The organism is Bradyrhizobium sp. WD16, assembly GCF_024181725.1.
Lineage (GTDB): Bacteria > Pseudomonadota > Alphaproteobacteria > Rhizobiales > Xanthobacteraceae > Bradyrhizobium_A.
This window is the reverse complement of record NZ_CP028908.1, coordinates 3309609-3336277: the sequence shown is the minus strand read 5'-3', so window position 1 is coordinate 3336277 and position 26669 is coordinate 3309609. Positions and strand designations below refer to the sequence as shown.

Annotated in this window: 12 protein-coding genes; 6 read left to right on the top strand and 6 right to left on the bottom strand. The window is 66.2% G+C overall.

The features are described from left to right. Positions 1 to 29: 29 nt before the first annotated feature. The 3 genes from DB459_RS27470 to DB459_RS15330 all read right to left on the bottom strand — a co-directional run bounded on the left by DB459_RS27470 (position 30) and on the right by DB459_RS15330 (position 12356). Positions 30 to 8339 carry a hypothetical protein gene (locus DB459_RS27470; protein WP_305884134.1) on the bottom strand — a complete coding sequence of 2770 codons (8310 nt, stop codon included), beginning with the start codon at positions 8337 to 8339 and terminating at the stop codon, positions 30 to 32. A gap of 3262 nt (positions 8340 to 11601) precedes the next feature. Next, positions 11602 to 11931: a DUF1153 domain-containing protein gene (locus DB459_RS15335; protein WP_253706117.1), complete on the bottom strand. Its 330-nt coding sequence runs from the start codon at positions 11929 to 11931 to the stop codon at positions 11602 to 11604. 92 nt (positions 11932 to 12023) lie between these two features. Further along, positions 12024 to 12356: a hypothetical protein gene (locus DB459_RS15330; protein WP_253706116.1), complete on the bottom strand. Its 333-nt coding sequence runs from the start codon at positions 12354 to 12356 to the stop codon at positions 12024 to 12026. Positions 12357 to 12381: 25 nt separating this feature from the next. On the opposite strand from DB459_RS15330, the gene DB459_RS15325 reads away from it, so the two are divergent. The 3 genes from DB459_RS15325 (at position 12382) to DB459_RS15315 (ending at position 15894) form a co-directional block, all read left to right on the top strand. After that, positions 12382 to 12876: a hypothetical protein gene (locus DB459_RS15325; RefSeq protein WP_253706115.1), complete on the top strand. Its 495-nt coding sequence runs from the start codon at positions 12382 to 12384 to the stop codon at positions 12874 to 12876. Between the two features lie 99 nt (positions 12877 to 12975). Further along, positions 12976 to 13644 (top strand): hypothetical protein, encoded by a 669-nt coding sequence (locus DB459_RS15320; protein ID WP_253706114.1) that lies wholly within the window; start codon positions 12976 to 12978, stop codon positions 13642 to 13644. Between the two features lie 516 nt (positions 13645 to 14160). Continuing rightward, the gene (locus tag DB459_RS15315) at positions 14161 to 15894 is read left to right on the top strand and encodes a hypothetical protein (protein ID WP_253706113.1); all 1734 of its coding nucleotides are present in this window, start codon (positions 14161 to 14163) and stop codon (positions 15892 to 15894) included. 371 nt (positions 15895 to 16265) lie between these two features. Here DB459_RS15315 and DB459_RS15310 read toward each other — a convergent pair whose 3' ends face one another. Then, a complete protein-coding gene (locus DB459_RS15310) occupies positions 16266 to 16511 on the bottom strand; it encodes a GlsB/YeaQ/YmgE family stress response membrane protein (protein WP_253706112.1) in 246 nt (81 codons plus the stop codon). Positions 16512 to 16900: 389 nt separating this feature from the next. Here DB459_RS15310 and DB459_RS15305 point away from each other — a divergent pair, with 389 nt between their 5' ends. Continuing rightward, the gene (locus tag DB459_RS15305; RefSeq protein ID WP_253706111.1) at positions 16901 to 17080 is read left to right on the top strand and encodes a hypothetical protein; all 180 of its coding nucleotides are present in this window, start codon (positions 16901 to 16903) and stop codon (positions 17078 to 17080) included. Between the two features lie 259 nt (positions 17081 to 17339). Here DB459_RS15305 and DB459_RS15300 read toward each other — a convergent pair whose 3' ends face one another. Next, positions 17340 to 19127 (bottom strand): glycosyltransferase, encoded by a 1788-nt coding sequence (locus tag DB459_RS15300; protein WP_253706110.1) that lies wholly within the window; start codon positions 19125 to 19127, stop codon positions 17340 to 17342. Between DB459_RS15300 and DB459_RS15295 the strand changes: the two genes are divergently transcribed. Then, positions 19095 to 19646 (top strand): hypothetical protein, encoded by a 552-nt coding sequence (locus tag DB459_RS15295; RefSeq protein WP_253706109.1) that lies wholly within the window; start codon positions 19095 to 19097, stop codon positions 19644 to 19646. The genes DB459_RS15300 and DB459_RS15295 overlap by 33 nt on opposite strands. A gap of 517 nt (positions 19647 to 20163) precedes the next feature. Continuing rightward, entirely contained in the window at positions 20164 to 21255 is a 1092-nt protein-coding gene (gene gmd, locus DB459_RS15290; RefSeq protein ID WP_253706108.1) for a GDP-mannose 4,6-dehydratase, read from the top strand. A gap of 181 nt (positions 21256 to 21436) precedes the next feature. Here the strand turns inward: gmd and DB459_RS15285 are convergent, their stop codons facing one another. Next, positions 21437 to 26500: an FkbM family methyltransferase gene (locus DB459_RS15285; protein WP_253713583.1), complete on the bottom strand. Its 5064-nt coding sequence runs from the start codon at positions 26498 to 26500 to the stop codon at positions 21437 to 21439. Positions 26501 to 26669 lie beyond the last annotated feature (169 nt).

Below are 26669 nucleotides of genomic sequence, written 5' to 3'. Positions count from 1 at the left end.
GGGGGCGCGCCGTTTCCGGCGCGCGGCGATCAGTTCCAGGTGTAGGTCGCGCTGGCGCCGGCGGTGACGTCGGCCGCGCTGCCGTTGGTCGGCGAGAAGGCCAGTCCCGCCGAGACGCGCCACAGGCGATCCTCGGTGGTGTAGCCGGCGCCCATGGCCAGGCCCGCCTGGCTGTGGTGGTAGGTCACGGCGGCGCCGGTCGAGAGCTTGCCCGGGCGATCGTCGTAGCGGATCATGCCGAGTGCCGCGGCGGTGGCGATACCGGCGTCGGCGCGCCTGGCGTTGCTGTCGATCTGGCTCTGCAGGTTGCCGAAGCCGGTGGCGATATTGTTGATCGCCTGGTTGGTGGCATAGAGCTGGGCGCCGTTCACCGCCTGGTTTGACGTCGGGGACAGAGCGCCCGGCGCGACATTGCTCAGGGTCACCGCTCCGCCGCCGCCGGCCGGATTGCTCAGCACATAGGTGTTCGAGGTCGGCGACTGCCACGAACCCGGCACGTTGGCCTGCATGTTGTAGAGCTGCTTGCCGTTGACCGCGTCGGTCGAGGTCGACGACACCGCGCCGTCGCCGACATTGTGCAGCACGACCGGCCCGGTGGAACCGCCGACCAAAGTGAGGTCGTTGGTCGGCGTGCCGCCGTTCGGCGTCGTCGGCGTCGAAGAGTTCGAATACTGCACCGGACCGGCGCCGCCGTTGTACAGCACGTTCACCGCCTGGTTGGTGGCGTAGAGCTGGCTGCCGTTGATGGCGTCGGTCGAGGTGGCGCCGAGCCGCCCGGCCGCGACATTGGTCACGGTCCGCTCGGCTCCCACGGACCCGACGCTCACCGTGCTCGTCGGCGAAGTGCCGGCGAAGGTGTAGGTCTTGCCGCCGATGGTGGTGCTCGTCGTGGCCACCGCCGCCGCGGTCGTCGAGCCCTGGCCGAGCGCGACATCGCCGGCGTTGGTGGCGGTCGCGCCGAAGCCGATCGCTGTCGATCCGGCGCCGGAGGCGACCGCGGCCACGCCCGCCGCCATCGAATTGACGCCGGTGGCGCCGTCGTTGGTGTAGTTGGCCTGGATCACGCCGTTGTCGTTGACGCCGTAGTAGTGCGTCTTGGCGGCGTTGACCGCATTGTTCACCTGCGACATGTTCGCCGCGTCGGTCGGGGCGATGCCCGCCGCGACGTTGGTGATCCTGCTGCCGCCGGCATCGATGCCGGTCGAGGTGACGCTCGGCCCGCCGACGATGGTCAGGCCGTTGCTGTCGATCTTGGTGTTGCCGGTCGTCACCGAGGTGAAGCTCGGCGTCTTGCTGGTGGCGATCTGGATCTCGGAGCCGTTCTGGGTGATCTCGATGTTGTCGCCGGCGGTGAAGGTCGCGGTCGAACCGGGCGCGACGTTCTGCACCGTGGTGCCGGTGACCTTGCCGGTACCGGTCGCCTTGGTGGTGACGTTCCAGCCGGCGCCGGCGAGCTGCTGCACCGAGTAGAGCTGCGAGCCGTTGACCGCGTCGGTGGAGGTCGAGGTCACCGCTCCCGGAGCGACATTGGTGATCTTGGTGCCGCCCGGTCCTGCGAGGGTGATGCTGTTGTAGTTCACCGTGCCGCCGGCGGTGTCGTATTTGACGCTGCCCTGGCTGAGCGTGTCGATCGCCTGGTTGGTGGCATAGAGCTGCGAGCCGTTGATGGCGTCGGTCGAGGTCGCGCTGATCCGCCCCGCCGCGACATTGGTGATCTGGCGCTCGGTGCCGACGCCGCCGACGCTGACGACGCTGGTCGGCGAGATGCCGGCGAAGGTGTAGGTCGTGCCGTTGATCACCGTGCTCGCGGTCGGATTGGCCGCCGCGGTCACGCTGCCGGAACCGAGCGCGACATCATTGGCGTTGTTGGCGGTCGCGCCGAAGCCGATCGCGGTCGAACCGGTTCCCGTCGCGACGGCATTGACGCCCGCCGCCAGCGCGTTGGTGCCGGTGGCGCCGTCGTTGTTGAAGTTGCCGGCCACGGTACCGCCGTCGTTGACGCTGTAATAGTGGGTCTTGACGGCAGTCACCGCGGTGTTCAACTGCGAGACGTTGACGCCATCGGTCCCGGCGGTGCCCGGCGCCAGGTTGGTGATCCTGGTGCCGCCGGCATCGATGCCGGTCGAGGTGACGCTCGGCCCGCCGGCGATGGTCAGGCCGTTGGTCGTCATCGTGGTGTTGCCGGTGGTCACCGAGGTGAAGGTCGGCGTCATGCTGGTGGCGATCTGGACCTCGGCGCCGTTCTGGGTCACCGCGATGTTGTTGCCGGCGGTGAAGGTCGCGGTCGCCCCCGGCGCGATGTTGTGCACCGTGGTGCCGGTCGCCGTGCCGGTGCCGGTCGCCGCCGTGGTGACGTTCCAGCCGGCGCCGGCGAGCTGCTGCACCGAGTAGAGCTGGGCGCCGTTGATCGCGTCGGTCGAGGTCGATGTCACCGCGCCCTGGGCCAGGTTGGTGATCCTGGTGCCGCCGGTGACGCCGCCATCGGTGCTGACCGGACCCTGCAGGGTCGAGCTGCCGTAATTGACGGTGCCATCCGGATTGAGGTCGTACTTGACCGCCCGGTCGCCGACCGCCGTGACCGCCTGGTTGGTGGCATAGAGCTCGCTGCCGTTGATGGCATCGGTCGAGGTCGCGCTGATCCGGCCGGCGGCCACATTGGTGATCTGGCGCTCGGTGCCGACGCCGCCGACGCTGACGACGCTGGTCGGCGTCGTGCCGGCGAAGGTGTAGGTCGTGCCGTTGATCGTCGTGCTGGCGGTCGGGTTGGCCGCCGCCGTCACGCTGCCGGAGCCGAGCGCGACGTCGCCGGCGCTCGCCGTCGCCTGCGCGCCAGCGCCGAGAGCCACGCCATTCGTCGTCTGCGCCAACGTGTTGCTGCCCAGGGCCAACGATCTCAGACCCGTCGCAGTCGCGAAGGAGCTGATCGCAACGCTGTTTGAACCAATCGCGCCGGTGGATCTACCGATCGCGACGACCTCGTTGCCAGTTCCACCCGAAAATTGGCCGATCGCGACCGAGCTGCCACCGGTTACAGAGTTATGGTCACCGATCGCGACGGATCCCCGCCCGGTTGCAGTGTTGACTGAGCCGATGCCCACCGAGCCCTCGCCCGCGAGGCCGGGAGTAACGCCGCCGACGCCGCCGACGTTGTTGTTGGCGCCGATCGCGGTCGCGCCGGTGCCGGTCGCGGTGTTGTTGTAACCCTGGGCGACGGCGCCGGTGAAGGTCGCGGTGTTGGTAGCGCCAATCGCGGCGGTGCCGTCGCCGGTCGCGGTGTTGTTGAAGCCCTGGGCGATGGCGCCGGTGCCGGTCGCGGTGTTGGGATCGCCGATCGCCACCGCGCCGTTGCCGTTGGCGGTGTTGCCGGCGCCGATGGAGATCGCCGCGCCGCCAAGGGCCGTGGCGTTGGTGCCGATCGCCACCGCATTCGCGGTCTGGGCGCTGGCGGTATTGCCGATCGCCACCGCCGAGGTGCCCGCCGCCGAGGCCGCGACGCCCGCCGCCAGCGCGTTGGTGCCGGTGGCACCGTTGTTGGTGTAGTTCGCCTGCTGGGTGCCGCCGTCGTTGACGCTGTAATAGTGGGTCTGGACCCCCGTCACCGCCGTCGTCATTTGCGACAGGTTCACCGCGTCGGTCGGATTGGTGCCCGCCGCGACGTTGGTGATCTTGTTGCCGGCGGCGTCGATGCCGGTCGAGGTGACGCTCGGCCCACCGGTGATGGTCAGGCCGCTGCTGTTCATGGTGGTGTTGCCGGTCGTCACCGAGGTGAAGGTCGGCGTCATGCTGGTGGCGATCTGGACCTCGGCGCCGTTCTGGGTCACCGCGATGTTGTTGCCGGCGGTGAAGGTCGCGGTCGCTCCCGGCGCGATGTTCTGCACCGTGGTGCCGGTCGCCGTGCCGGTGCCGGTCGCCTTGGTGGTGACGTTCCAGCCGCTACTGGCAACCTGCTGCACCGCCGTGATCGCCTGGTTGGTGGCATAGAGCTCGCTGCCGTTGATGGCATCGGTCGAGGTCGCGCTGATCCGGCCGGCGGCCACATTGGTGATCTGGCGCTCGGTGCCGACGCCGCCGACGCTGACGACGCTGGTCGGCGCCGTGCCGGCGAAGTTGTAGGTCGTGCCGTTGATCACCGTGCTCGCGGTCGGGTTGGCCGCCGCGGTCACGCTGTTCGAGCCCAGTGCGACATCGCCCGCATTGTTGGCGGTCGCGCCGAGGCCGAGGGCGGTCGAACCGGTGCCGAGCGCCGATGCGGCGACGCCCGCCGCCAGCGAATTGGTGCCGGTGGCGCCGTTGTTGGTGTAGTTCGCCTGCTGGGTGCCGCCGTCGTTGACGCTGTAATAATGGGTCTGGACGCCCGTGACCGCAGTGGTCATCTGCGACAGGTTGACCGCGTCGGTCGGATTGGTGCCCGCCGCGACGTTGGTGATCTTGTTGCCGGCGGCGTCGATGCCGGTCGAGGTGATGCTCGGCCCGCCGGTGATGGTCAGGCCGCTGCTGTTCATGGTGGTGTTGCCGGTCGTCACCGAGGTGAAGGTCGGCGTCATGCTGGTGGCGATCTGGACCTCGGCGCCGTTCTGGGTCACTGCGATGTTGTTGCCGGCGGTGAAGGTCGCGGTCGCGCCCGGCGCGATGTTCTGCACCGTGGTGCCGGTCGCCGTGCCGGTGCCGGTCGCCTTGGTGGTGACGTTCCAGCCGCTACTGGCAACCTGCTGCACCGCCGTGACCGCCTGGTTGGTGGCGTATAGCTGCGAGCCGTTGATGGCGTCGGTCGAGGTCGAGGTCAGTCGGCCGGCCGCGACATTGGTGATCTGGCGCTCGGCGCCGACGTTGCCGACGCTGACGACGCTGGTCGGCGTGGTGCCGGCGAAATTGTAGGTCGTGCCGTTGATCGTCGTGCTCGCCGTCGGGTTCGGCCCCGCGGTCACGCTGTTCGCGCCGAGGGCAACGTCACCAGTGTTTGTACCGGCGACGGCGTTGGAGCCGAGCGCCAGGCCGTCGTTCGTCGTCGCGGTCCCGCCCTGTCCGAGGGCAACCGCATTTGTCCCCGAAGCCGCCGCAAGGGTCCCGATTGCCACGGCATAGGTGTTGGTGGCGTTGGCTGTCAGGCCGAGTGCGATCGTGCCGGCGCCGGTCGCATTGCTCTGACGGCCGAGCGCGAGCGCGGCGGAGCCGTTTGTCGTGTTGCGGTCGCCCAGCGCCACCGCGCCCTGGCCGACCACCGTGTTCTGGTAGCCGAGGCCGACGGCGCCCTCCGCAGGGGTGCCGGCGACGCCGACCGCCTGGCCGCCGCCGCCCACCATGTTGCTGGCGCCGATGGCGGTGGCGCCATTGCCGGTGGCGGTGTTGTTCGCGCCCTGCGCCACCGCGCCGGTGCCGGTCGCGGTGTTGGGGTCGCCGATCGCCACGGCGCCGGTGCCGTTGGCGATGTTGCCGGCGCCGATGGCGATCGCCGCGCCGCCCATGGCGGTGGCGTTGGTGCCGATGGCGACGGCATTGGTCGTCTGGGCGCTGGCGGTATTGCCGATCGCCACCGCCGAGGTGCCCGCCGCCGCGGCGGCGACGCCGGCCGCCAGCGAATTGGTGCCGGTGGCGCCGTTATTGGTGTAGTTCGCCTGCTGGGTGCCGCCGTCGTTGACGCTGTAGTAATGGGTCTGGACGCCGCTGACCGCGGTGGTCATCTGCGACAGGTTCACCGCGTCGGTCGGATTGGTGCCCGCCGCGACATTGGTGATCTTGGTGCCGCCGGCGTCGATGCCGGTCGAGGTGACGCTCGGCCCGCCGGTGATGGTCAGGCCGGTATTGTCGATCTTGGTGTTGCCGGTCGTCACCGAGGTGAAGCTCGGCGTCATGCTGGTGGCGATCTGGACCTCGGCGCCGTTCTGGGTCACCGCGATGTTGTTGCCGGCGGTGACGGTCGCGGTCGCGCCCGGCGCGATGTTCTGCACCGTGGTGCCGGTCGCCGTGCCGGTGCCGGTCGCCTTGGTGGTGACATTCCAGCCGGAGCCGGCGAGCTGCTGCACCGCCGTGACCGCCTGGTTGGTGGCGTAGAGCTGCGAGCCGTTGATGCCGTCGGTCGAGGTCGCGCTGATCCGGCCGGCGGCGACATTGGTGATCTGGCGCTCGGTGCCGACGCCGCCGACGCTGACGACGCTGGTCGGCGTCGTGCCGGCGAAGTTGTAGGTCGTGCCGTTGATCACCGTGCTCGCGGTCGGGTTGGCCGCCGCCGTCACGCTGCCGGAGCCGAGGGCGACATCGTTGGCGTTGGTCGCGGTCGCGCCCGAACCGAGCGCCACCCCCTTGGTCGCATTGGCGGCGGCCGTGTCGCCGAGGGCGATCGCTCCCGCCGCCGCCGCGTTCGAGCTGTTGCCCAGCGCCACCGCGCCTTGGCCTGTCGCCGTGTTCGCATTGCCCAATGCGACCGCGCCCTGGCCATTCGAGGTGTTGTTGGCGCCCATGGCGACCGCGCCGGTGCCGGTCGCGGAGTTGGGATCGCCGATCGCCACCGCGCCGTCGCCGCTGGCGGTGTTGCCGGCGCCGATCGAGACCGCCTTGCCGCCCGTCGCGGTGGCGTTGGTGCCGATCGCAACAGAACTGGCGGTCTGGGCGCTGGCGGTGTCGCCCATCGCGACGGCGGAGGCCCCGGGCGCAGTCGCGGCATTGCCGATCGCGATGGAATTGCCGCCGCCGGAAGAAGCGCCATTGCCGGCCGCGACCGAATTGCCTCCGCCACCAGATGCGCTCTTGCCGACCGCGACGGCATTGATGCCGGCCACGGCGCTGTCGCCGGCCGCAACCGCGAACGATCCGCCGTTGGCTTTGTTGCCGATCGAGACGGCATTGGCCGCGGACACCGTGCTGCCGCCGATCGCGACGCTGTTCCCCTTGGTCGCATTCGCGGCGTTGCCGATCGCGATATCATTGGCAACGCCGCTGGCGCCAGCCGTGGCCCCGTTTCCGACGGCGACCGCCGAGGTGCCCGCCGCCGCCGCGGCGACGCCGGCCGCCAGCGAATTGGTGCCGGTGGCGCCGTTGTTGGTGTAGTTCGCCTGCTGGGTGCCGCCGTCGTTGACGCTGTAATAATGCGTCTGGACCCCGGTGACCGCGGTGGTCACCTGCGACAGATTGACCGCGTCGGTCGGATTGGTGCCCGCCGCGACATTGGTGATCTTGGTGCCGCCGGCGTCGATGCCGGTCGAGGTGACGCTCGGCCCGCCGGTGATGGTCAGGCCGCTGCTGTTCATGGTGGTGTTGCCGGTCGTCACCGAGGTGAAGCTCGGCGTCATGCTGGTGGCGATCTGGACCTCGGCGCCGTTCTGGGTCACCGCGATGTTGTTGCCGGCGGTGAAGGTCGCGGTCGCTCCCGGCGCGATGTTCTGCACCGTGGTGCCGGTCGCCGTGCCGGTGCCGGTCGCCTTGGTGGTGACGTTCCAGCCGGAGCCGGCGAGCTGCTGCACCGCATAGAGCTCGCTGCCGTTGATCGCATCGGTCGAGGTCGCGCTGATCCGGCCGGCGGCGACATTGGTGATCTGGCGCTCGCTGCCGACGCCGCCGACGCTGACGACGCTGGTCGGCGCCGTGCCGGCGAAATTATAGGTCGTGCCGTTGACCGTCATGCTCGCGGTCGGGTTCGGCGCCGCCGTCACGCTGCCGGAACCGAGGGCGACATCGTTGGCGTTGGTCGCGGTCGCGCCCGAACCGAGCGCCATCCCCTTGGTCGCATTGGCAGTGGCCGTGTCGCCCATTGCGATCGATCCGGCCTGCAGCGCCTTGCTCTGGTTGCCGAGCGCCACCGAGCCCTGGCCGACCACCGTGTTGGAGAAGCCGATGCCGACGGCGCCCTGGGCCGCGGTGCCGGCGGTGCCGACCGCCTGGCCGCCGCCGCCGACCATGTTGTTGTTGCCGATCGCGGTGGTGCCGTCGCCGGTCGCGGTGTTGTTGAAACCCTGGGCGACGGCGCCGGTGCCGGTCGCGGTGTTGGGATCGCCGATCGCCACGGCACCGTTGCCGTTGGCGACGTTGCCGTTGCCGATCGAAACCGCAGCGCCGCCGAGCGCCGAGGCATTGGTGCCGACCGCCACCGCATTGGGAGTCTTGGCGTTGGCCGTATCGCCCATGGCGACGGCCGACGGCCCGCCCGCATTCGCGGCGTTGCCGACAGCGATGGCCTTGGTCGCACCGGCGGCGACCGTCGCCCCGTTGCCGATCGCCATCGAACTGGTCGACAGGTTACCGGACGCCCCGGCGACCTTTGCGCCGTTGCCAAGTGCGATGGCGTTCAGTGCGTAGGTTACAGCGGCGCCATTGCCCTGGGCTATCGATGCAGCGGAGTTGGCGTCCACGGACGCGCCTGGGCCAATCGCAACACTGTCCGTTCCACCGGCCTGGCTCTCCGGACCAGTCGAATTGGCCCGGAAGTATTTCGTATAGTAATAGAGTTGACCACCATTGACAGCATAAGTGCTTGTTGGGCTCAACGCTGGAGATGCGACACCTGAGATAACTACGCCGGAAGCGTTCGTAATCGCATCATTTCCGTTCGTCATAAGTACGTAGTTTGCTGCCGATCCGCCCGGAGTCATTGATATGGTGGCGGTGGTGTTGTCAGTGACAATACTTGTTGCGTTGGCCGTAGCTCCGTTCGCATAAATCGTCGCATAAGCGTCATTTGCCGACCCGACTGGACTATAAAAAGCGCAGTGGGAGCCAGGCGGGTAATAGCCACCGGGCGTGGCGCCACCACTATTATTCATTTGAATGTAGGAGGCCGATCCGGCCACGGACGCACAGGTAACAGACGAATCCACCGCCATAGCCGATTCCGTGAACATCAGGCCGCCGAGAACCGAACTTGCGGCAAACATCCCGATCGTCGCAACAAGATCGCTTTGCCAGCCTCTGCTCCGATTCAAATCAACGCTGATTGGCGACCTAAGCGACACGCCCGCAACCCGCGCCCCGCGCAGCCCCAGCGCGCCGAGCCCGAGGCTCTTGCGGCGGATGCCGAGCATCCGGTGGGCACCCCGCAGGATGGCCATCACCCGTCGCCGCAGCGCGCGGCTGCCGTCCTCGCCGCCATCGACCCAGTTGTTGACGAAGCCGGTCCTGGTGCGACGCCCGGCCTGATCCGAATGCGGTTTCATGGAAAGAGCTCCTGATGACAACTGATGATGGCCTGACCGGTTGGTCCGGCCGGTCCGGTGCTCCAGGGCACTCGCCTCTTGCTCGAAAGAGACAGCCCCGGTGGCGCGCCCATGGCGCGAAGACGTCAGCGGCCATTCTGGCGGCACTGCGCTTGCCTCGCCTGCAACCCCATGCAGGCGACGATCACTCGGAAACAGTTCAAATCGATCACTCACGTCCGGCTCCCCCCGGCTAGCCGCGTCACGATCCGGACAGCGCCCGCATTCTGGTGGCGCTGACCTGTTGATGACCCGGCCATGAGAGACAGCTCGAAGGCTGTTCGTATTGCTCAGGCCCGCATCAAGGTTGACCGTCGCCGCACGATCGACACGAAAATGAACAATGTTGCCGCTAATCCGACAGATCGCCGGCGCGACGACATCGCGACGGGGCCTCGGTGATTCGCCCGGGGTTGACGGCTCGACACCAGACAACCGGCGCTGTCAGGCGCTGTTGTGCTTTCGACCGATCACCACCTGGGCGCGCCGCGGCGATGGCATGCGAACCTGCGATGACGCGGCCTTCCAATAATTTGCCGATAGCGCGAGGCAAGTGTTGGCCGCGGCGCCGACACAATCTCCGCCGTCGTCGCCCGCTTCGAGCGGGCGACCAGTAACCCGTATCCGCGGTGAGGAGCGCGTGCGTCAGCCGCTGCGCGTCAAATCAGCGACACGGCGTACTGGGCCCTCCGCCTTCGCGGAGGGCGACGGTGAGTGAGTGGGTCGGCGCCTCGGCCAACTCGCTGATGACGACGGAGAGTGGGCCCGCGCGCCGCACCTCTCTCCGCCGTCGTCGCCCGCTTCAAGCGGGCGAACCAGTACGCCGTGACGATGGTGAAAGGCACAGCGTCGGCCGCTCCGCGCCATTGCGATGACACGGAATACTGGGCCGCCCGATCAAGTCGGGCGGTGACGGCAGAATATGCCGATAGCGCGTTTCCCTCTTGGCCGAGCGCACGGCCCAGCCGAGGCAGGTGTTGACCGAGGCGCCGACACAACCGCCGCCGTCATCGCCCGCTTCGAGCGGGCGAACCAGTAACCCGTATCCGCGGTGAGGAGCGCGTGCGTCAGCCGCTGCGCGTCAAATCAGCGACACGGCGTACTGGGCCCTCCGCCTTCGCGGAGGGCGACGGTGAGTGAGTGGGTCGGCGCCTCGGCCAAATCGCTGATGACGACGGAGAGTGGGCCCGCGCGCCGCACCTCTCTCCGCCGTCGTCGCCCGCTTCAAGCGGGCGACCAGTAACCCGTATCCGCGGTGAGGAGCGCGTGCGTCAGCCGCTGCGCGTCAAATCAGCGACACGGCGTACTGGGCCCTCCGCCTTCGCGGAGGGCGACGGTGAGTGAGTGGGTCGGCGCCTCGGCCAAATCGCTGATGACGACGGAGAGTGGGCCCGCGCGCCTGCACCACTCTCCGCCGTCGTCGCCCGCTTCAAGCGGGCGAACCAGTACGCCGTGACGATGGTGAAGGGCACAGCGTCGGCCGCTCCGCGCCATTGCGATGACACGGAGTACTGGGCCGCCCGATCAAGTCGGGCGGTGACGGCGGAATGTGCCGATGGCCGAGGCAGGTGTTGACCGAGGCACCGCCACAATCTCCGCCGTCGTCGCCCGCTTCGAGCGGGCGAACCAGTACGCCGTGACGATGGTGAAAGGCACAGCGTCCGCCGCTCCGCGCCATTGCGATGACGCGGATGACTGGACCGCCCGATCAAGTCGGGCGGTGACGGCAGAATGTGCCGCATGGCCGAGGCAAGTGTTGGCCGCGGCGCCGCCACAATCTCCGCCGTCATCGCCCGCTTCGAGCGGGCGACCAGTAACCCGTATCCGCGGTGAGGAGCGCGTGCGTCAGCCGCTGCGCGTCAAATCAGCGACACGGCGTACTGGGCCCTCCGCCTTCGCGGAGGGCGACGGTGAGTGAGTGGGTCGGCGCCTCGGCCAAATCGCTGATGACGACGGAGAGTGGGCCCGCGCGCCGCACCTCTCTCCGCCGTCGTCGCCCGCTTCAAGCGGGCGAACCAGTACGCCGTGACGGTGGTGAAAGGCACAGCGTCGGCCGCTCCGCGCCATTGCGATGACACGCAGTACTGGGCCGCCCGATCAAGTCGGGCGGTGACGGCGGAATGTGCCGATGGCCGAGGCAAGTGTTGACCGAGGCGCCGCCACAATCTCCGCCGTCATCGCCCGCTTCAAGCGGGCGAACCAGTACGCCGTGACGATGGTGAAGGGCACAGCGTCGGCCGCTCCGCGCCATTGCGATGACACGGAGTACTGGGCCGCCCGATCAAGTCGGGCGGTGACGGTAGAATATGCCGATGGCGCGTTTCCCTCTTGGCCGAGCGCACGGCCCAGCCGAGGCAGGTGTTGACCGAGGCGCGACACAATCTCCGCCGTCGTCGCCGGCTTCATCCGCAGCCGGCTCCTGTCAGCGGAACCGGCCGGCTCGTCCGCGCAGTCGACGCAGGCTTTGAAGATGAGTGGTCTTGAGCCCGGAGTAACCGAACTCGTCGAAGGTCTGCCGCCATGAGGCGAATTCAGGCTCGCTGATCCGGAGCCTGTCCCAGAGATCGCCGATGGCGAGCTCGCCGGACCGCACGGCCTCGAGGATCTCGAACTTCTTCAGCGGCGTCCAGCGCCGGCGCATCCAGTCCGCAGGCGCCGGATCGGCGCCGTTCGACGCCTGGACCGGGCGCACTTCCTCACCGGCGGCGACGCACGAACCAGACGACAGAGGACGAGGTGTTGCGCTGGTCACTGTTCCTCCTCCCGAGACGGGAGCGACGTCGCGAAACGTCTTCGCTGCTGCTCGCTCTCGGCTGCTCATGCCTGCTCGCGCCAACGGTCGGCTCAAATCGCGCCGCGAACTCCTGGAACCTTAAGGCCGCCGAGATGCGAAATCTTCGACCAGGCCGCACGGAATTTGTCGCCGATCGACGTCTCGCCTTCCGACCGGACGCCGTTCGACAATCCCGCGGCCGCACGCGACAATATCTTCGTCGCGGAACCGAATAGGCTGAGCCCATTCCGGTATCCGAATCGGTGTCTCGAAACAGCCGAAGCCCGCGCGTTTCCTCGAAAAGGCAAGATGTCATTGTTGTCGCATCGCCCCATGCAAGCCTCGAAGCTGATCGCCGTCATCGCCACGCTATTGATCGCATTGACTGCATTGGCGGTGCTCATCTTCACGCCTCTGGGCTCGGATCTCTTGTCCCTTTTCGTCGGGACGCCGGCCGCGCAGACCGCCCAGCCGGACAAGAGCAAGATCGCCGCGCTGCAGATCGCGGATGCTGCCGGCGTGCGGACCTGCGCGCCGCTCCTCGGCGTGGTGTCCTCCCAGATCGCCAATGGCCGCCACGCCGCCACCGCGTTCTGGAACAAGGACGCCGCCGACAAGCATATCTTCGCGGTCGCCAATGCAGTCGCCTCGGGCGACCCGGCGGCCCCCCTGCTATTGAGCTTCGCCAGCGTCACGCCGCTGCCGAGCTCGGGCTGCGACGCCAGCTCGCTGGTGGTGCAGTCCTATGCCTCGAGCTGCGAGGCGATCGGCGCGGCGCTCGAAGCCAAGGGCGCCGCCAAGGGGGAACTCACGTCCGACGTGAAGATGTTCAGCTATCGCGAGCCCGGCGCCCGCTCCTTCCTGCTGCCGGCGTCGGCCTCGAGCTGCGTCGTGGTGACGAGCCAGACCTGGTTCGGCAAATAGAAGGCCGCGGCGACCGACGCGGCGGCGGCAACGACCGCGCGCCGTTCGACGACAAGACCGGCCCGTCATTTGCTTCGACGTGGCGGGCACGACCGGCCAGTGACGCGGCGTGCGGCGCCAAAAGGGGGTGAAATGCGTGGAATAATGCTGATCGGCGCGGCCGCCGTTCTTGCCGGTGTTCTGGCTTGCGGTTACGGCGTCATCACCAGAGAGACGGTGTTCGCCAACACCATCATGCTGGCCGGCGTGTTCGGCGCCTGTTCGGGGCTGTTGCTGGTCGCGCTGGCGCTCATTTTAGGCGAATTGGGAACGATCGCGGACATCCTTCAGTCCGCGCCGCCGGACGAGGCGCTTTCCGAGCTCGCGCCGGCGCAATCCGCGGCTGTCGCCGACGCAACGGCCAGCCCCGACGCGCCGGCGGTCAGCGAGCGCGGCGCGCGAGCACCGGCGCCGGACGAGGCCTCGCGCCAGCGGCCGCCGCTGCCGTCCTCGTGGCGCGACCGTGGCGGGCCGGCATCATCCCAGCTGCCGCGGCCGGGCGCCGGACCGGACGAAAATCCCGTCAATGCTACTCAGGACAAGATGCCGACCGGGCGACGGCCCGTCGCGGAAGCCGCCGCAATCACCATCATGCAATCGGGGGAAGTCGCGGGCATGGCCTATTCGTTATATTCCGACGGTTCCATCGAGGCCCGGATGGCCGAGGGCGTCATCCGATTCGATTCGATCCAGGCGCTGCGCGATCATCTCGACCGACGCAACGGCTAAGTGAGACTGGCCGAGCGAGACAGGCCGGCGGCGCGCACCGATGTCACGCATGACGGGCATTCATCGCCGCGAAAGTCGATCGTCATCGCGTATCGCCCGTGCCTAAAACTATCTATTATCCGGCACAGCGCATTTGTTGTCACCGATCGCGCAATCGCCGTGCCGGCTGTTGCATATAGGTAACCTTCGGACCACTCTTCCGATCGAAGAATTGAGTTTGAATCATTTTCCGAAATGACCCGCGCCCGCAAGATTCATCATCGTCACATTCAAGGCTTAGACATCCTAGATTCGACGCTTTCAGATCAAGGAGCCGGACCTGCGGCACGTCCAAGTGCCGGTCCGGCTTTTTCGGGAGTGCCAGTGCCAGATGGCTGCAACGATCGACCGCAATCCGCGCAGGCGCCGCACCCGACCGCCAACGACATCAGCTTCGGCTTCGGCTTCGGCTTCGCTGATCCGCCGCGCCGCGCCCGATGAAGCCCAGTACCGCGCGGATTCGCCAGATCGATGAAGATGAATGATCCAGAGCCAGACGTCGATGGCTCACTGAACGACGTCGAACGTTACGAGGTTGAAGCCGAGCTGGTGCGCATTTTGCGAGACGCCGAGTTCCGCCGCAACGCCGCCGCCGCGCAGTTTCTGCGGTTCGTGGTCGAGGAGACCCTCGAGGGCCGCGGCGACCGGCTCAAGGCCTTCACCATCGCCACCTCCGTTCTCGGACGCGGCAGCGATTTCGATCCGCAGGCCAATTCGGTGGTCCGCGTCCAGGCCAAACGCCTTCGCGAACTGCTCGAGCATTACTACAAGGCCGCCGGCGCACAGAACCCGATCCAGATCGTACTGCCGGTCGGCTCCTATCAGCCTCAGTTTCAGCGCATCGCGCCCGTCGAGGCGCCGCGCGCGCGGCCTGACGCCGCCGCGCGGGCCGTGGCGCTGGATGCCGGCCGCCGATTCGCCCCGCGCGACATCCTCCTGCTGGTGATCGCGCTGATCATCGGCTCGGCGGTGTTCTCGAGCGACATCTCGCGCCTGCTCGGTTTGCCGCTCGGCGCAACGGCGTCGGGCACGCGGGTGCCCGGGCTTCCGATCGTCGTGGTCCAGACCGATCCGCCGAGCGCGAGCCCCAACGCCGACGAACAGGCGGGTCTCGTCGCCGCGTCGCTGGAGAGCGCGCTGACCCACTACGATTTCATCCTGGTTCACAGCTATGCCGACACAGCACGACAGAACGATGCGGACTATCAGCTGCTGGTGCGGGCCGGCGCATCGAACGGATCGAAGCGGGATTTCGTCTTCCGGCTGCTCAGCGCCCGCTCCCGCGAGATCATCTGGTCTCGCGCGGTGCAGGCCGTCGACGTCGACGGCCAGGGCACGGCCTTCGACAGCATGGTCAACCTGGTCGCCGCCAACGTCGGCGACCTCGCGGGCGGCGCGATCATGGCCGATGTGCGCCGCCGCAACGGCGCCTCTCTCCCGCGGAGCCTCGAGGGGGACACCTGTGTTCTGAGCGCGATCGATACCATCGTGCGCTATACCTACAACCTGTCGCGATCGATCGCCTGCCTCGAGGCGGAGGTCGCCCGGTCGCCGGACGATCCACGCCTCATGGCGCTGCTGTCGGCGCTGCTGGTTTCCGAATATCTCGATGCGCCGCCCGGCCCCGATCCCGCCGCGACCATTGCCCGTGCCCGCCAGCTCGGCGAGCGCGCCGCGGCCCGGGCGCCGCAGCTCGGCATCGCGCTGCTCTCGCTGTTCGCGTCGCGTTTTTTCGGCGGCGATATCGAGGGCGCCTTCGAACTGGCGCCGCAGATCCTCCATCCCTCCGCCGTTTCCAGCCTCAGCCAGTCGCTGCTGGCGGCCGCCTACATCCTGCGTGGCCGCTACGACGACGGCGCGGCGCTCGGGGCGCAGATCCAGGCGAGATCGTTCCAGCAGACCGCCTTCATGCCGTCGTCTACGGCGCTCGCCGCCTATATGCGCGGCGACGACGTCACGGCCCGGCGCATCATCTTCCGGCCGGAGGCCTCGCCGATCGCACTCACATTCCTGTTGCGCGCGGCGCTATGCGCGAGCGGACGGGACCAGGACTGCGTACGCAACGCCACCGATCAGCTCGCGCGGAACTTTCCGGGCGTCGCCGGCGATGTTGCCGGAGCGCTCGATCGCTACCAAGTCACCGACAAGATCAAGAGCAAACTGCTCGGCGATCTGCGCGCGGCCCGGCAGATCAGCGACGCCCTTCGATAGCAGGCGAAACGTCCGCCGGCAGACAGCACCACCCCTTGAGCTGTTCGATCGACCTGCCCGGCCGCGGCCGTCAGCCTCGCGCAGACTGCGTGAACCTGTCTGCGATGCCGGACGTCTGCTTTGGCGTCCTTCTTCGACTTCAAAAAAGCGAAGGCGGCCCATCGGCAACGTCACAGACGCGGCGCCCTAGCAAAATCAAAGTGCTAGTGTCCCGCTTCCAACGTTCGTATCCCATCGCAGCAGGCGCTCATACGAACGTTGGAAACAAGGGGACACCAGCATCATTATGATTCTAGTGTGGTTTTGGATCTGACGCGCGTGCGACGAATTCGCTGCAATGCCGGCACGAGCGTCAGATTCACCGCGCTAAATTATCGCCGGCTGATCAGCAGCACGATCAGCAGCAGGATGACGGCGCCGATCGTCGCGTCAATCACCTCGCCGACGAGGCCGCCGCCAAGGCTGATGCCGAGCTGCGGCAGGAGCCATCCGGCGAGAAGTGCGCCGACGATGCCGACGACGATGTTGCCGATGATGCCGAAGCCCGCACCCTTCACCAGAAGTCCAGCCAGCCAGCCGGCAACGCCGCCGACGATAAGCCACGCAATCAATCCCATGGTCCAAACTCCCCAATGTCAAAACCAGCGTCCATCCCGCAGGCCGGCGACGCGCAACCGCGCGGCTCAACGCCGCCGCTCCGCCTTCGCCGACATGCCGGCCGCTCGCCGGTAAGCTAAGCCCTTCGCAACCGGCGCAGTAAATGTCCGGCGACGCACAGTGCGCGCCGCCCGGCGCGTGCCGCACGCGACAAATGCAGCCGTATGGCAGGCAAGACATCGTCTTCTTTCTCGACCATCGTCCATTCGGCCTCACAATTCGCCGGTGTCGTGCCATGCCAGACCATCGAAGCGGTCCCTGCGCCCCCCTGAGAGAAGAGCTCAACGCTCCCGCGAGCACCGCGGACCCCGGCGAATGTCCCCGCTGCAATCGTCCGATGAATAGCGCGGTGAGGCGCGCCCACGAAACCTTCGGCGCCTTCGGCGTCGAGACCCACCTCGTCATCTGCGGCAGCTGCGGCCATGTGGCGCTGCGGACCTTCCGCCCCGGAAAAGGCTATCTCCGCCTTCCGCCGGCGGAGCTGTTGTGGGAGCAGTCCGCGGCGGCGATCGACCTCACGCCGGAGTGACGATCTATGCCGCATGAGACAAGCCGCCGGCGCTCCGGTCGATGGACCACCACGCCGCGATGCCGCATCATCGCTGCCGTCTCTGCGATCACGCGATTCCCGACGCGGAGATAGCGGCTGTCGGCGACCCGAAGCCGGCAGGCGGTTCCACTCCTCCAAGATCGACTTGCCGCACCGAGGCCTCCACGGCTTCGGTGCGGTTCTCTGTCGGTCCGCTGCGACTTCGCGGCGGCGCCGGACTCATTGGCCGGCATCGCAGTCACGATCGCCCGCGTCGGCAAACGTCGTCGATCGCGCCCGCCAGATCGGCGACGCAATGCCCGGCTGCCTCATCGCGGGCTTCCCGGTGCAAACTCCCCTCGCCGCGCATGGCCTCGTTCGCGGCGCCGACGGCGCGGAATATTCGATGGGCCATCACCAGCGGAAGCGCCCTGACAGCGAACTCGCGCGCGATCGGTCGCGAGGCACCCTCCGCAATGGAATGCGCGCAGAGGATGACCTTGGGATAATCGCCGACCCACCGCACGACGCGATTGTACGCTTCGACCTCGCTCACGATGCAATCGATGTTGTTCAGCACCGCGTAGTTCGCGGCGTCCGACGCGGTTCGAAGCGTGACATGCTCGCAGAACCCGCCATTCTCGATCTTTCCCGCCGGCCGACGCGCCCCGACATGAACGTCGTAACCCATGCCGGCAAGCAAGGCCGCACCGCGCGAGCCGAACAGGCCTCGGCCGCCGCCGGCGGACGACAGGTCGGTCAACAGCAGAACCTTGAGCGGCGCCTTCGCTCCGCCATGCCACGGCTTCTTCCGCCGCGGCGGATATGCGAGCGAATAGGGCTCGATCAGGCTCAAGTTCGGCGAATAGAACGCATCCTCCCTGAGGAATTCACCGCCTTTCTCCCATAGGGCAAGGCACTCTCTCCTGGCCCGCGCCGCTTTCTCGGACGTGTCGTCGGCTCCCCTGGACTTCGATTCGTGGTGCAGGACGACGACGCTTTCGAGCACCACATTGCGATAGCCGTGGCGTCGCGCCTCGATGCAGAGCAGGGTATCGTTGAACGCCACCGCCAGATCCTCGTCGAATCCGCCGATCTCGTCGAACACTGTCCGCCGCATCGCGAGGCATGCCGCCGTCACGGCCGAAACTTCATGATCGGCGTTGGAAAGCCCGCAATAGCCGGGATGGTGCCGCGGCAGGTCGGTGAAGGCGTGCGCGGCGCCGCCGCGCAGGCCGAGAATGACCCCGCCGTGCTGGACGCTCGTGTCCGGATAGAGCAGCTTGACACCCACGGCGGCCACGTCGCGCTCCGTCGCCTGCATGACCAGCCGGTCGAGCCAATCCGCTTGAATGACCTCGGTGTCGTTGTTCAGGAACACCAGGACATCGCCGGACGCGCTCTTGACGGCTTCGTTGTTGAGCCGGGCATAGTTGAACGGCCGGTCGTCCCTGACCACCGAAGCCACATTGTCCATAACCAGGCGTTCGATGTAGGCGACGGTCGCCGGCTCCGTCGAACCGTTATCGATGACGATGATCTCGTATCTTTCGGCAGGATAGGCCGTCGTCGCGGCGATGCTGGCGATACACGATTGCAGAAGCTCGACCTTGTCCTTGGTCGGGATGACGATGGATACCCGGGCATGCCGGCGCGCGCCGGGTCGATCGGGCGTGGCGGCGACGCCATTCCGGCGGCTGGCGCGGGTTTCGCTGAACAACACAAACGGCGTATGCACGACGTCCTTGGCCGGCAATCGGGCAGCCAGCGCAGTGAGCAGCTCGGCGACACCGCCGGCGCTCTTCAGCTCCGCGATCAATTCCGACGAGGGGCGAGCGCTCCATCTCACCAATCCGCAATCGCCCATATAATCGGTATTTCTGGCCAACAGCGGCGAGTACGCCGGCTTGAAGAATGGATCGGTCCGCTTCCCCCTGGGCGTGACGAGATCTTCGTCGGCGTAGACAAGCTCTGCCGAGTGATCGCGCATGGCACAGGCGAAGGCAACGCAGGCATGCTCGGCCAGCACGATCGCGGCATCGACCAACAGCCACGCGTCGACCCGAGGCGCGTCGCCCTCCGGCAGTTGTTCGAGGTCGATCGCGATCCGGGCTTTGCTGAACGCTGCGCCAACCGCGTCCGCCTGCGACCGCGACAGTCGTTCAGCGCCGATCGCAGTGATCACCGTCGGCCGATAGAGCTGCGTTGCCAGCGACGTCGCGAGGCGCTGGATATCGACGGCTGCGAACGATCGCAGATCGACGATCACGCCGATCCGCGGCAGGCCTCCGGCGGCGACTTCCCGCCGAATCTCGACGGTATCCTCGGCGCTCAGCCGATCGAAGCGATCGATCCACCGCTGATAGTTGCCCTGAAACGTCCCGCTCCGGCCGAATTTGCGTCTGATATATTCGCGGATCAGCTGGCGCTCTTCGCCTCCCTCAGGCTTCAGCGCGCGCCGGACGACCGCGAGCCCCTCCTGATGCCGCTCGCCGATCCCGGTCAGAACAGACCGCCATTTGCGCCCGTCACCGCGTCCACGAAAGACACCTTCCGGCTTCGATGAATGCGCAGTCAAACGAGACGACTCGATCGCCAACCAGATACTCCACTTGGACGGGCATCGCTTCAGCCGGAATCACCTAATTGATCGGCGCCGCAAGTAATTGCACTGAATGGATCGTTATATGTCGAAACTCGCACATATGTTGATCGACACCGCATCGAGCTCATTGACGGCGCGCGCCGACGGACGACTTCGCCCGCCGATCCAAGTTTTGCGCGACCGCGAACAAGACGCGGCGGGCGGGAGACTGGTCTAATCGAACCGAGGATCGTTGCAGCTGTTACACTCCGGTGGCGAGAATTCCATTCTCAATGGTTCGACGGTTCATTCCAACCACACCTGTATTGACCGCCGCATTCGCATTTCTCGGCCGCTCGCCGGCCGAGCATTTGCGCGACGCGACTTCGTATCGGCAGCGCCGGTGTCCCATGCCAACGTTCCTATAAGCGCCTGCTGCAATGGAATACGAACGTTGGAAACGGGACGCTAGTAAGACGGCCAGGAGCAGAAATATCCGATGAGCAAGAGAGTCGCCCTGATCACAGGCATCACGGGACAGGATGGGTCCTATCTCGCCGAGTTTCTCCTATCGAAGGGCTATGCCGTCCACGGCATCAAGCGACGCAGCTCGCTTTTCAATACCGACCGGATCGACCATCTGTACCACGACCTCCACCAGCAGGGCCCCAACCTCACTCTCCACTACGGCGACCTGACCGACAGCTCGGGACTGATCCGCATCGTCCAGCAGGTGCAGCCGGACGAGATCTATAATCTCGCGGCCCAGAGCCATGTCGCGGTTTCGTTCGAAGAGCCGGAATATACCGCGAATTCGGATGCGCTCGGGCCGCTTCGACTGCTCGAGGCCATCCGCATTCTGCGGCTGGAGAAGAAGACCAGGTACTACCAGGCGTCCACCTCGGAGCTCTACGGGCTGGTGCAGGAAACTCCCCAGAGCGAGACGACGCCGTTCTATCCGCGTTCGCCGTACGGCGTCGCCAAGCTGTACGCGTACTGGATCACGATAAATTATCGCGAGTCCTACGGCATCTACGCCTGCAACGGCATCTTGTTCAATCATGAATCGCCGGTGCGGGGCGAGACGTTCGTGACGAGAAAGATCACCCGCGCTCTCGCTCGCATCAAGCTCGGACTGCAGGAGAAGCTCTATCTCGGCAACCTCAACGCCCTGCGGGACTGGGGACATGCTCGCGACTACGTCGAGATGCAATGGATGATGCTCCAGCAGGAGACGCCGGAGGACTACGTTATCGCGACCGGCGAGCAACACTCGGTCCGCGAATTCGTCGAAATCGCCGCGCGCGAGCTCGGCATCTTTATTCGATGGGAGGGATCCGGCGTCAACGAACGGGGATACGACACGGCGACCGGCAAATGCCTCGTCGAGGTCGATCCTCGATATTTCCGGCCTGCCGAAGTCGAGACTTTGCTCGGCGATCCCTCAAAGGCCGCGAAACGACTGGGATGGTCGCGAACGACATCCTTCGCCGCCCTCGTCCAGGAGATGGTCCGGGAGGATCTGCAGACGGCCGAGCGCGACGAGCTGGTCCGGCAGCATGGGTACAAGCATCTCAATCACTACGAATAGCGCCGCCGACCCGGCGGCGACGCCAAAAGGCTAGCGCGGTGGATCTGACGCTCGTTTCACTATTGCAGCGAGTTCTTCGAACGCGCGTCAGATCCAAAACCGCACTAGTGTCCTTTCTCCGAATTACCGCTTCGTTTGCCTCATGCTCGCACGGTCATTCGGAGACATAGGGACACTAGCGTCAGCCGAAGCGCTCGGCGTCGATTTCGGCCAGCCTTGCAGCAACGCGCTGTCCCGCCGCCACGACGGACAGCGTCTGCCGTGCCTCCTCCCTGGCACGCTCGCCGAGCGAACGAGCAAACGCCGGATCGTCGTACAGCTTGCGCATCAGCTCGGCCGCATGCTCCTCCGATGGTTCGGCCCATTCGAAGTCGGCATCGTAAGGCGGGATCGGCTTGCCGAGCTTCACCAGACGGTAGTCGACCAGCAGACTGTTATCCGCGGTCATGAAATGGGTGTTGCCTGAATAGCCGGTCGCAATCACCGGCTTGCCCATCAGCATCGCTTCCGCCATCGACAGCCCGAGGCCCTCGCTGCGGTGGAGCGATACGTAAACGTCGCAACACTGCATCAGCGCCAGAACGTCATCGGGCGGGTAGACCTCGTTTATGATGGTAATCCGCGCTCCCTTGGCAGCTTCCTTCAGCTTCGCGAGCTGGGTTGGATGGCGCTCACCGAATGATGTCTTGATCACGAGACGCGCCGGCTCGTCCGGGCGGAACGCGCGCCTGAACGCCCGGATCAGCCCCAGCGGATTCTTCCGCTCCATCACGCTCATCATATGGAAGATGAACAGGAACACGGTCTCGTTTTCCGGAACGTCGAAATGGGCTCGCCCTCGGCTTTCGAAGGGAGCAAGACGGACCCCCGGAAACAACGTCCGCACTGGCACTGAAAGGCGATCGCGGAGGCCCGCGGCAACGAACTCCGTCGCGGCCCACACCTCGTCCACCTGTGCGGCCTGCCGCTTCCAGCCCTCGGGGATGACACCAAATTCCCAATACCAATAGGCCACCCGGTAGCTCCGAGGCCGCCGCTCAATGACATCCACGCGTTCATATACGGACTCGAAAAACGGCTCCGGCTGCGTATGGATGACCGTGACGTCGTAGACCTCGAAGCCATCATAGCGCTCATGCCCCGGATCATCACCCGTGTCGGTGCGCACGTCCCGCAGCGAAGTCCCCATCCCGACCGCGTGGAGACCTTCGACCAGCGCCTCTGCCGAGATCCGAAGCCCTGACGGATAGCAAAAATGCGCCATCACATTGACGCCAGGCAGCGCGATCTCTCCGGCGACGGACCCGAGATCGAGATTGGCCAGCCAGCCTCGCGCCCAAGGCTCGATCGACACCGCGCCAGAGGCGAGCCACTCCAGGAGCGCGCGAGCCGCGCCGACATCCCTGAGCGCATTCGGATGCTGCGTACGCCATTCCTCCCGAGCTCGCCAGGCAAGCCGGACCTGATCGCCGGGCGAGCCCGGCAACGGCCAGCGAGCCGGATCGCGCCAAGGACCGTCGACGCGATAGGTCGCCGCAAACCAGCGAACGAAGCGATCGGCGCCGAATGGCGTCGTCGCGTCCGGGAATCTCGCCTGCCAAGCCGGCGTAAACAGATATGCCTGGACGATTTCTCGCTCCGGACACTCGCTGGCCTCCCAGAACAGCCACCAGATCTCCTCCAGCCGGAGCCGTCCCTCGGACTTGCCGCACTGAATGAACCAACGAAACAACGGCAGACGTCCCGCCGGCGTCAAACCGTGTGGCCACAGCCGACGCACATCCTCGCGTGCCATGAACAGCCGTCGTGCGCGTCCACCGAGATCGGCGGCGAACATACCGTGGAGCGCCCTCCCGATCTCCCGAGGCAGCCCGAACTGGCTCGGCCCTTCGGCCACCAGCCAACGTGCAAAGGCGCCGTCGACGCCCTCGGACAACGCGCGGGGAAATCGGGCCCGAATGTCCGGCCGCCGCCGCAGCAGATCAAGGCACCACCGCGCCGCACTCCATTCGTCGACGACCTTCCACGCCGCTTGCGGCGCCCACAAGACCTCGGCTCTGCGGCGATCAACAGTGGCAAGAATCTCGCCGTCGTGGGCAAGGTCCAGTTCGACGGCACGAATATCAAACGACCCGCTCTCGGCGATCATGCGGCGCAGGATCTCGACCATGCCTTCCGCGCCCGGCATGCGCAGCCGCGGCGTGGCAGCAGCCCCGTCAAGCTCGGGATGGAGATAGGGATCCTCGTCGATGCCGAGCGCTCGAATATCGTCGGCCAGCCTTTTCACGTCTTCAGGCGGATTGGCACCGCCGCGCGTCGCACCTTCGTGATGGACGAGGCACGCCGATGGTACATAGACGGTACGATATCCAGCGCGCCACATCTGGAGGCAGAGCGCCACGTCGCTCATGGCGATCTGGTACGCCTCGTCGAAACCGCCGACAGTGTCGAACGCCTCTCGCGTCACCATCTGGCATGCGCCCATGATCGCAAGCCAATTCCGGGGGTGATCGGGCGAGCCGAACACGTCGAACTCCATCCCTTCGGCGCTACGGTACATCAGCGCAGCGAGATGCGGACCGATGCCCACTCCGCCATGTTGCAGCTCGAGCGAGGGGAAAATCAGTTTCGTGCCGACGCATCCGACACCTGGAAGCATTGCGTGCCGAACCATCGCGGCGAGCCACCCCCTCGTCACCACCTCGATGTCGTTATTGAGGAACAGAAGAATCTCGCCTTTGGCGACCGACGCACCAAAATTGCAGGCAGCCGAATAGTTGAAATGACCCGCGAAATTGACGATCCTGACGCGCGGATCGAGCCGCAACTGATCGTAGAGATCGAAGGTTTGTTTCTCTTGCGATCCGGTATCGACAATGACGAGTTCGATGGCCTCGTAGTCGGTGTGGCAAAGAATGCCAGTCGTCGACATCCGCAGCAGCTGCTCCTTGTCCCTGGTCGGAATGATGACCGACACGAGCGGAGGCCGCACCAACGGCCAGCTGACGGATTGTATACCTTGTTCAGTGGTAACGGCTGTCGCCTCGAACCCCCGCCGGGACCAGTAGCCCTCGATCACACGGCGCGCATCTGCCGCAGCGGGCGTATCCGGCGCCGACCTGTCCAGGTGAGTTCCCGGTCCGCGATGGCACAGGATTCGCGGGATCCGCCTGATGATCTGCGCGTCATCGGACGCCCTCAGGTTGAGTTCCCACTCGACTGCAGATCCCGCAGTTTCGTCGATGCCGCCGGCCTTCTGCGCGAGTGCCCGCCGCAACAACGTCAGCCGTCCAAAGTAGTTGAAGGCGTGCAGCAGGTCCGGCGACCACGACGGCTTCAGATACGGCTTGCCGGGTAGATTTGCCTCCGAGACCTGGTCCTCGTCGCTGTAGAAGATATCGGCCTCGGGACATCCGGCGATCGCCGCCGCCACTTCGTCGAGCGCGGACGGCACGAGCAAATCCCCAGGGCACAGGAACGCGACGAATTCGCCGAGCGCACCGGCGAACGCGCCCGCCAGACCTGAGCCCGAGGGTGCAAAACGGATGCGCGCGTCGCCTTCCAAAGCTTCAGAGACGGCCGGATCGCGCGCCCGCTCCTGGGAAGGCTCGTACACCACCACCTCCCAGGCCTGTTGCGCCTGAGCGTTCAGAGAGCCGATTGTGCGCGACAGAGCCAATGGGTCATCTCCAGCGGCGACCAGAAAGCTGAGCTTCGGCCCCTCACCGTCCGGAAATCGCGCTCCGGTCGCCCTTGCCAGCAGGGGCCGGAGGGCATTAATCCCAAGTACGGCCGGAAACGCCGCGGCCCCGAGGGTCGGTCTCGCCGCTCGCTCTCTTACGATTCTATCCCGAAGAGCGCGGAGGCGCGTGCGGGTGTGCCACGGCGTGACGACCCACCACGCCGCCCTCATCAGGCGGCGCGCAACTCTTCGTTGCGACGGCGGCAGATCCTGCGCCATCCGCCACAATGGCGCCGTGATCCGCCACCTCATCGACGAAACGATGAGCTGCTTTTCCTGCTGATAGTGCTGAACCAGCCCCTGAAGACCAGCGTTTTCACTCGTCAGCCGGCGCAGTTCGCCATCACATCGCATAACCTCCGCTTGCTGCCCGACCAGCGATCGGTTGACGCCGGCGACCTCCTCCCGCAGGCGATCCATCTTCTCGTCTTTCACGACGAGTTCCCAGGAATTCCTTTCAAGCTGCGAAGCCGCCTCGACGATCTCCTCCTGCAGGCGATCCATCTCTTGATTCGTTTCGACGAGTTCCCGGGACCTTCTCTTGAGCCGATGACGAGCTGCGGCGACCTCCTCGCGCAGGCGATCCATTTCCTGATCCTTTTCGACGAGCTCCCGGGAGCTTCTTTCAAGCTGATGACGAGCCTCGGAAACGGCAAGCTGCTTTCTTTCAGCCTCCTGATCCCTTCGCTCAAGCGCGACGCGCAGTTCGCCCATTTCCTGAGATTTTTCGCCGAGCTCTTGCGACATGGTGTCGAGCTGCTTGGCTTTCTCTTCGAGCGAGTTCCTCAGATCGCCGATGAGTTCGCCGCTCGCGACTTGCGCAAACAAGATGTAGTCATCGAATACATTGGGCGGCGCGCCGAACGCGGACGCAAGATCCTCGCGCTCACGCGCCAGATAGAATCGGTTGAGTCCATCGAAATAGACGGCGCGATAGCCTGCATCAATCAGCAGGTGCTCCCAGGCAAGATGACTCGGCTCGGGGCTAAGTGGCGACGTTGCCTCGATGACAACGACCCAGGGCCGCTGCGCCTTCCAATCACATCCAGCGAGCACCTGGCGTTCGAAGCCCTCCACATCGATCTTGAGAAAGTGAACCGGCTGGCCGTTCGGCACGTGCTCCGACCATACGTCGCGCAACGGACGCACCTCGACCACATCGACGTTCTCGGGATAGCTTGCGCGATGCCGCGTTGCGATCGTCTCGTCAAGCGTCGAGAGACCCGTCGTCCCGAAGAAATGCATCGGCATTTTCCCCGAGCATTCCGCCAGCGCGATGCGAAGATTGATATCCCGCGGCCGCCTCTTCTCGAGATCACGATAGTGCTGGGCATTCGGCTCGATATTGAGGCCGCGCCAGCCTCTTTCGCTGAACAGTCTGGTCACAGAATGCTCGTCCGGAGAACAGGCCCCAACATCGATGTAGAAGCCGCTCTCGATCTTTCCGAGCGCGCGCCATAGAATCACGTCCTCGAAGTTCTGAGCGTACGAGATAATCGTCATTTTCACCGTCGACCTGTCCCCGGCTGCCGCGCGAGGAATTGTTAGAACCTGCCGGTGCGCTCGCCGCCATTCCGGCGAGAGCTAAAGGACTTCCACGATGCGGCGGAGATCTGCCACAGCCCCGACCTCATCGCCCTGAACGCCTCGACCGGCGCCGCTCTCCCGTCGG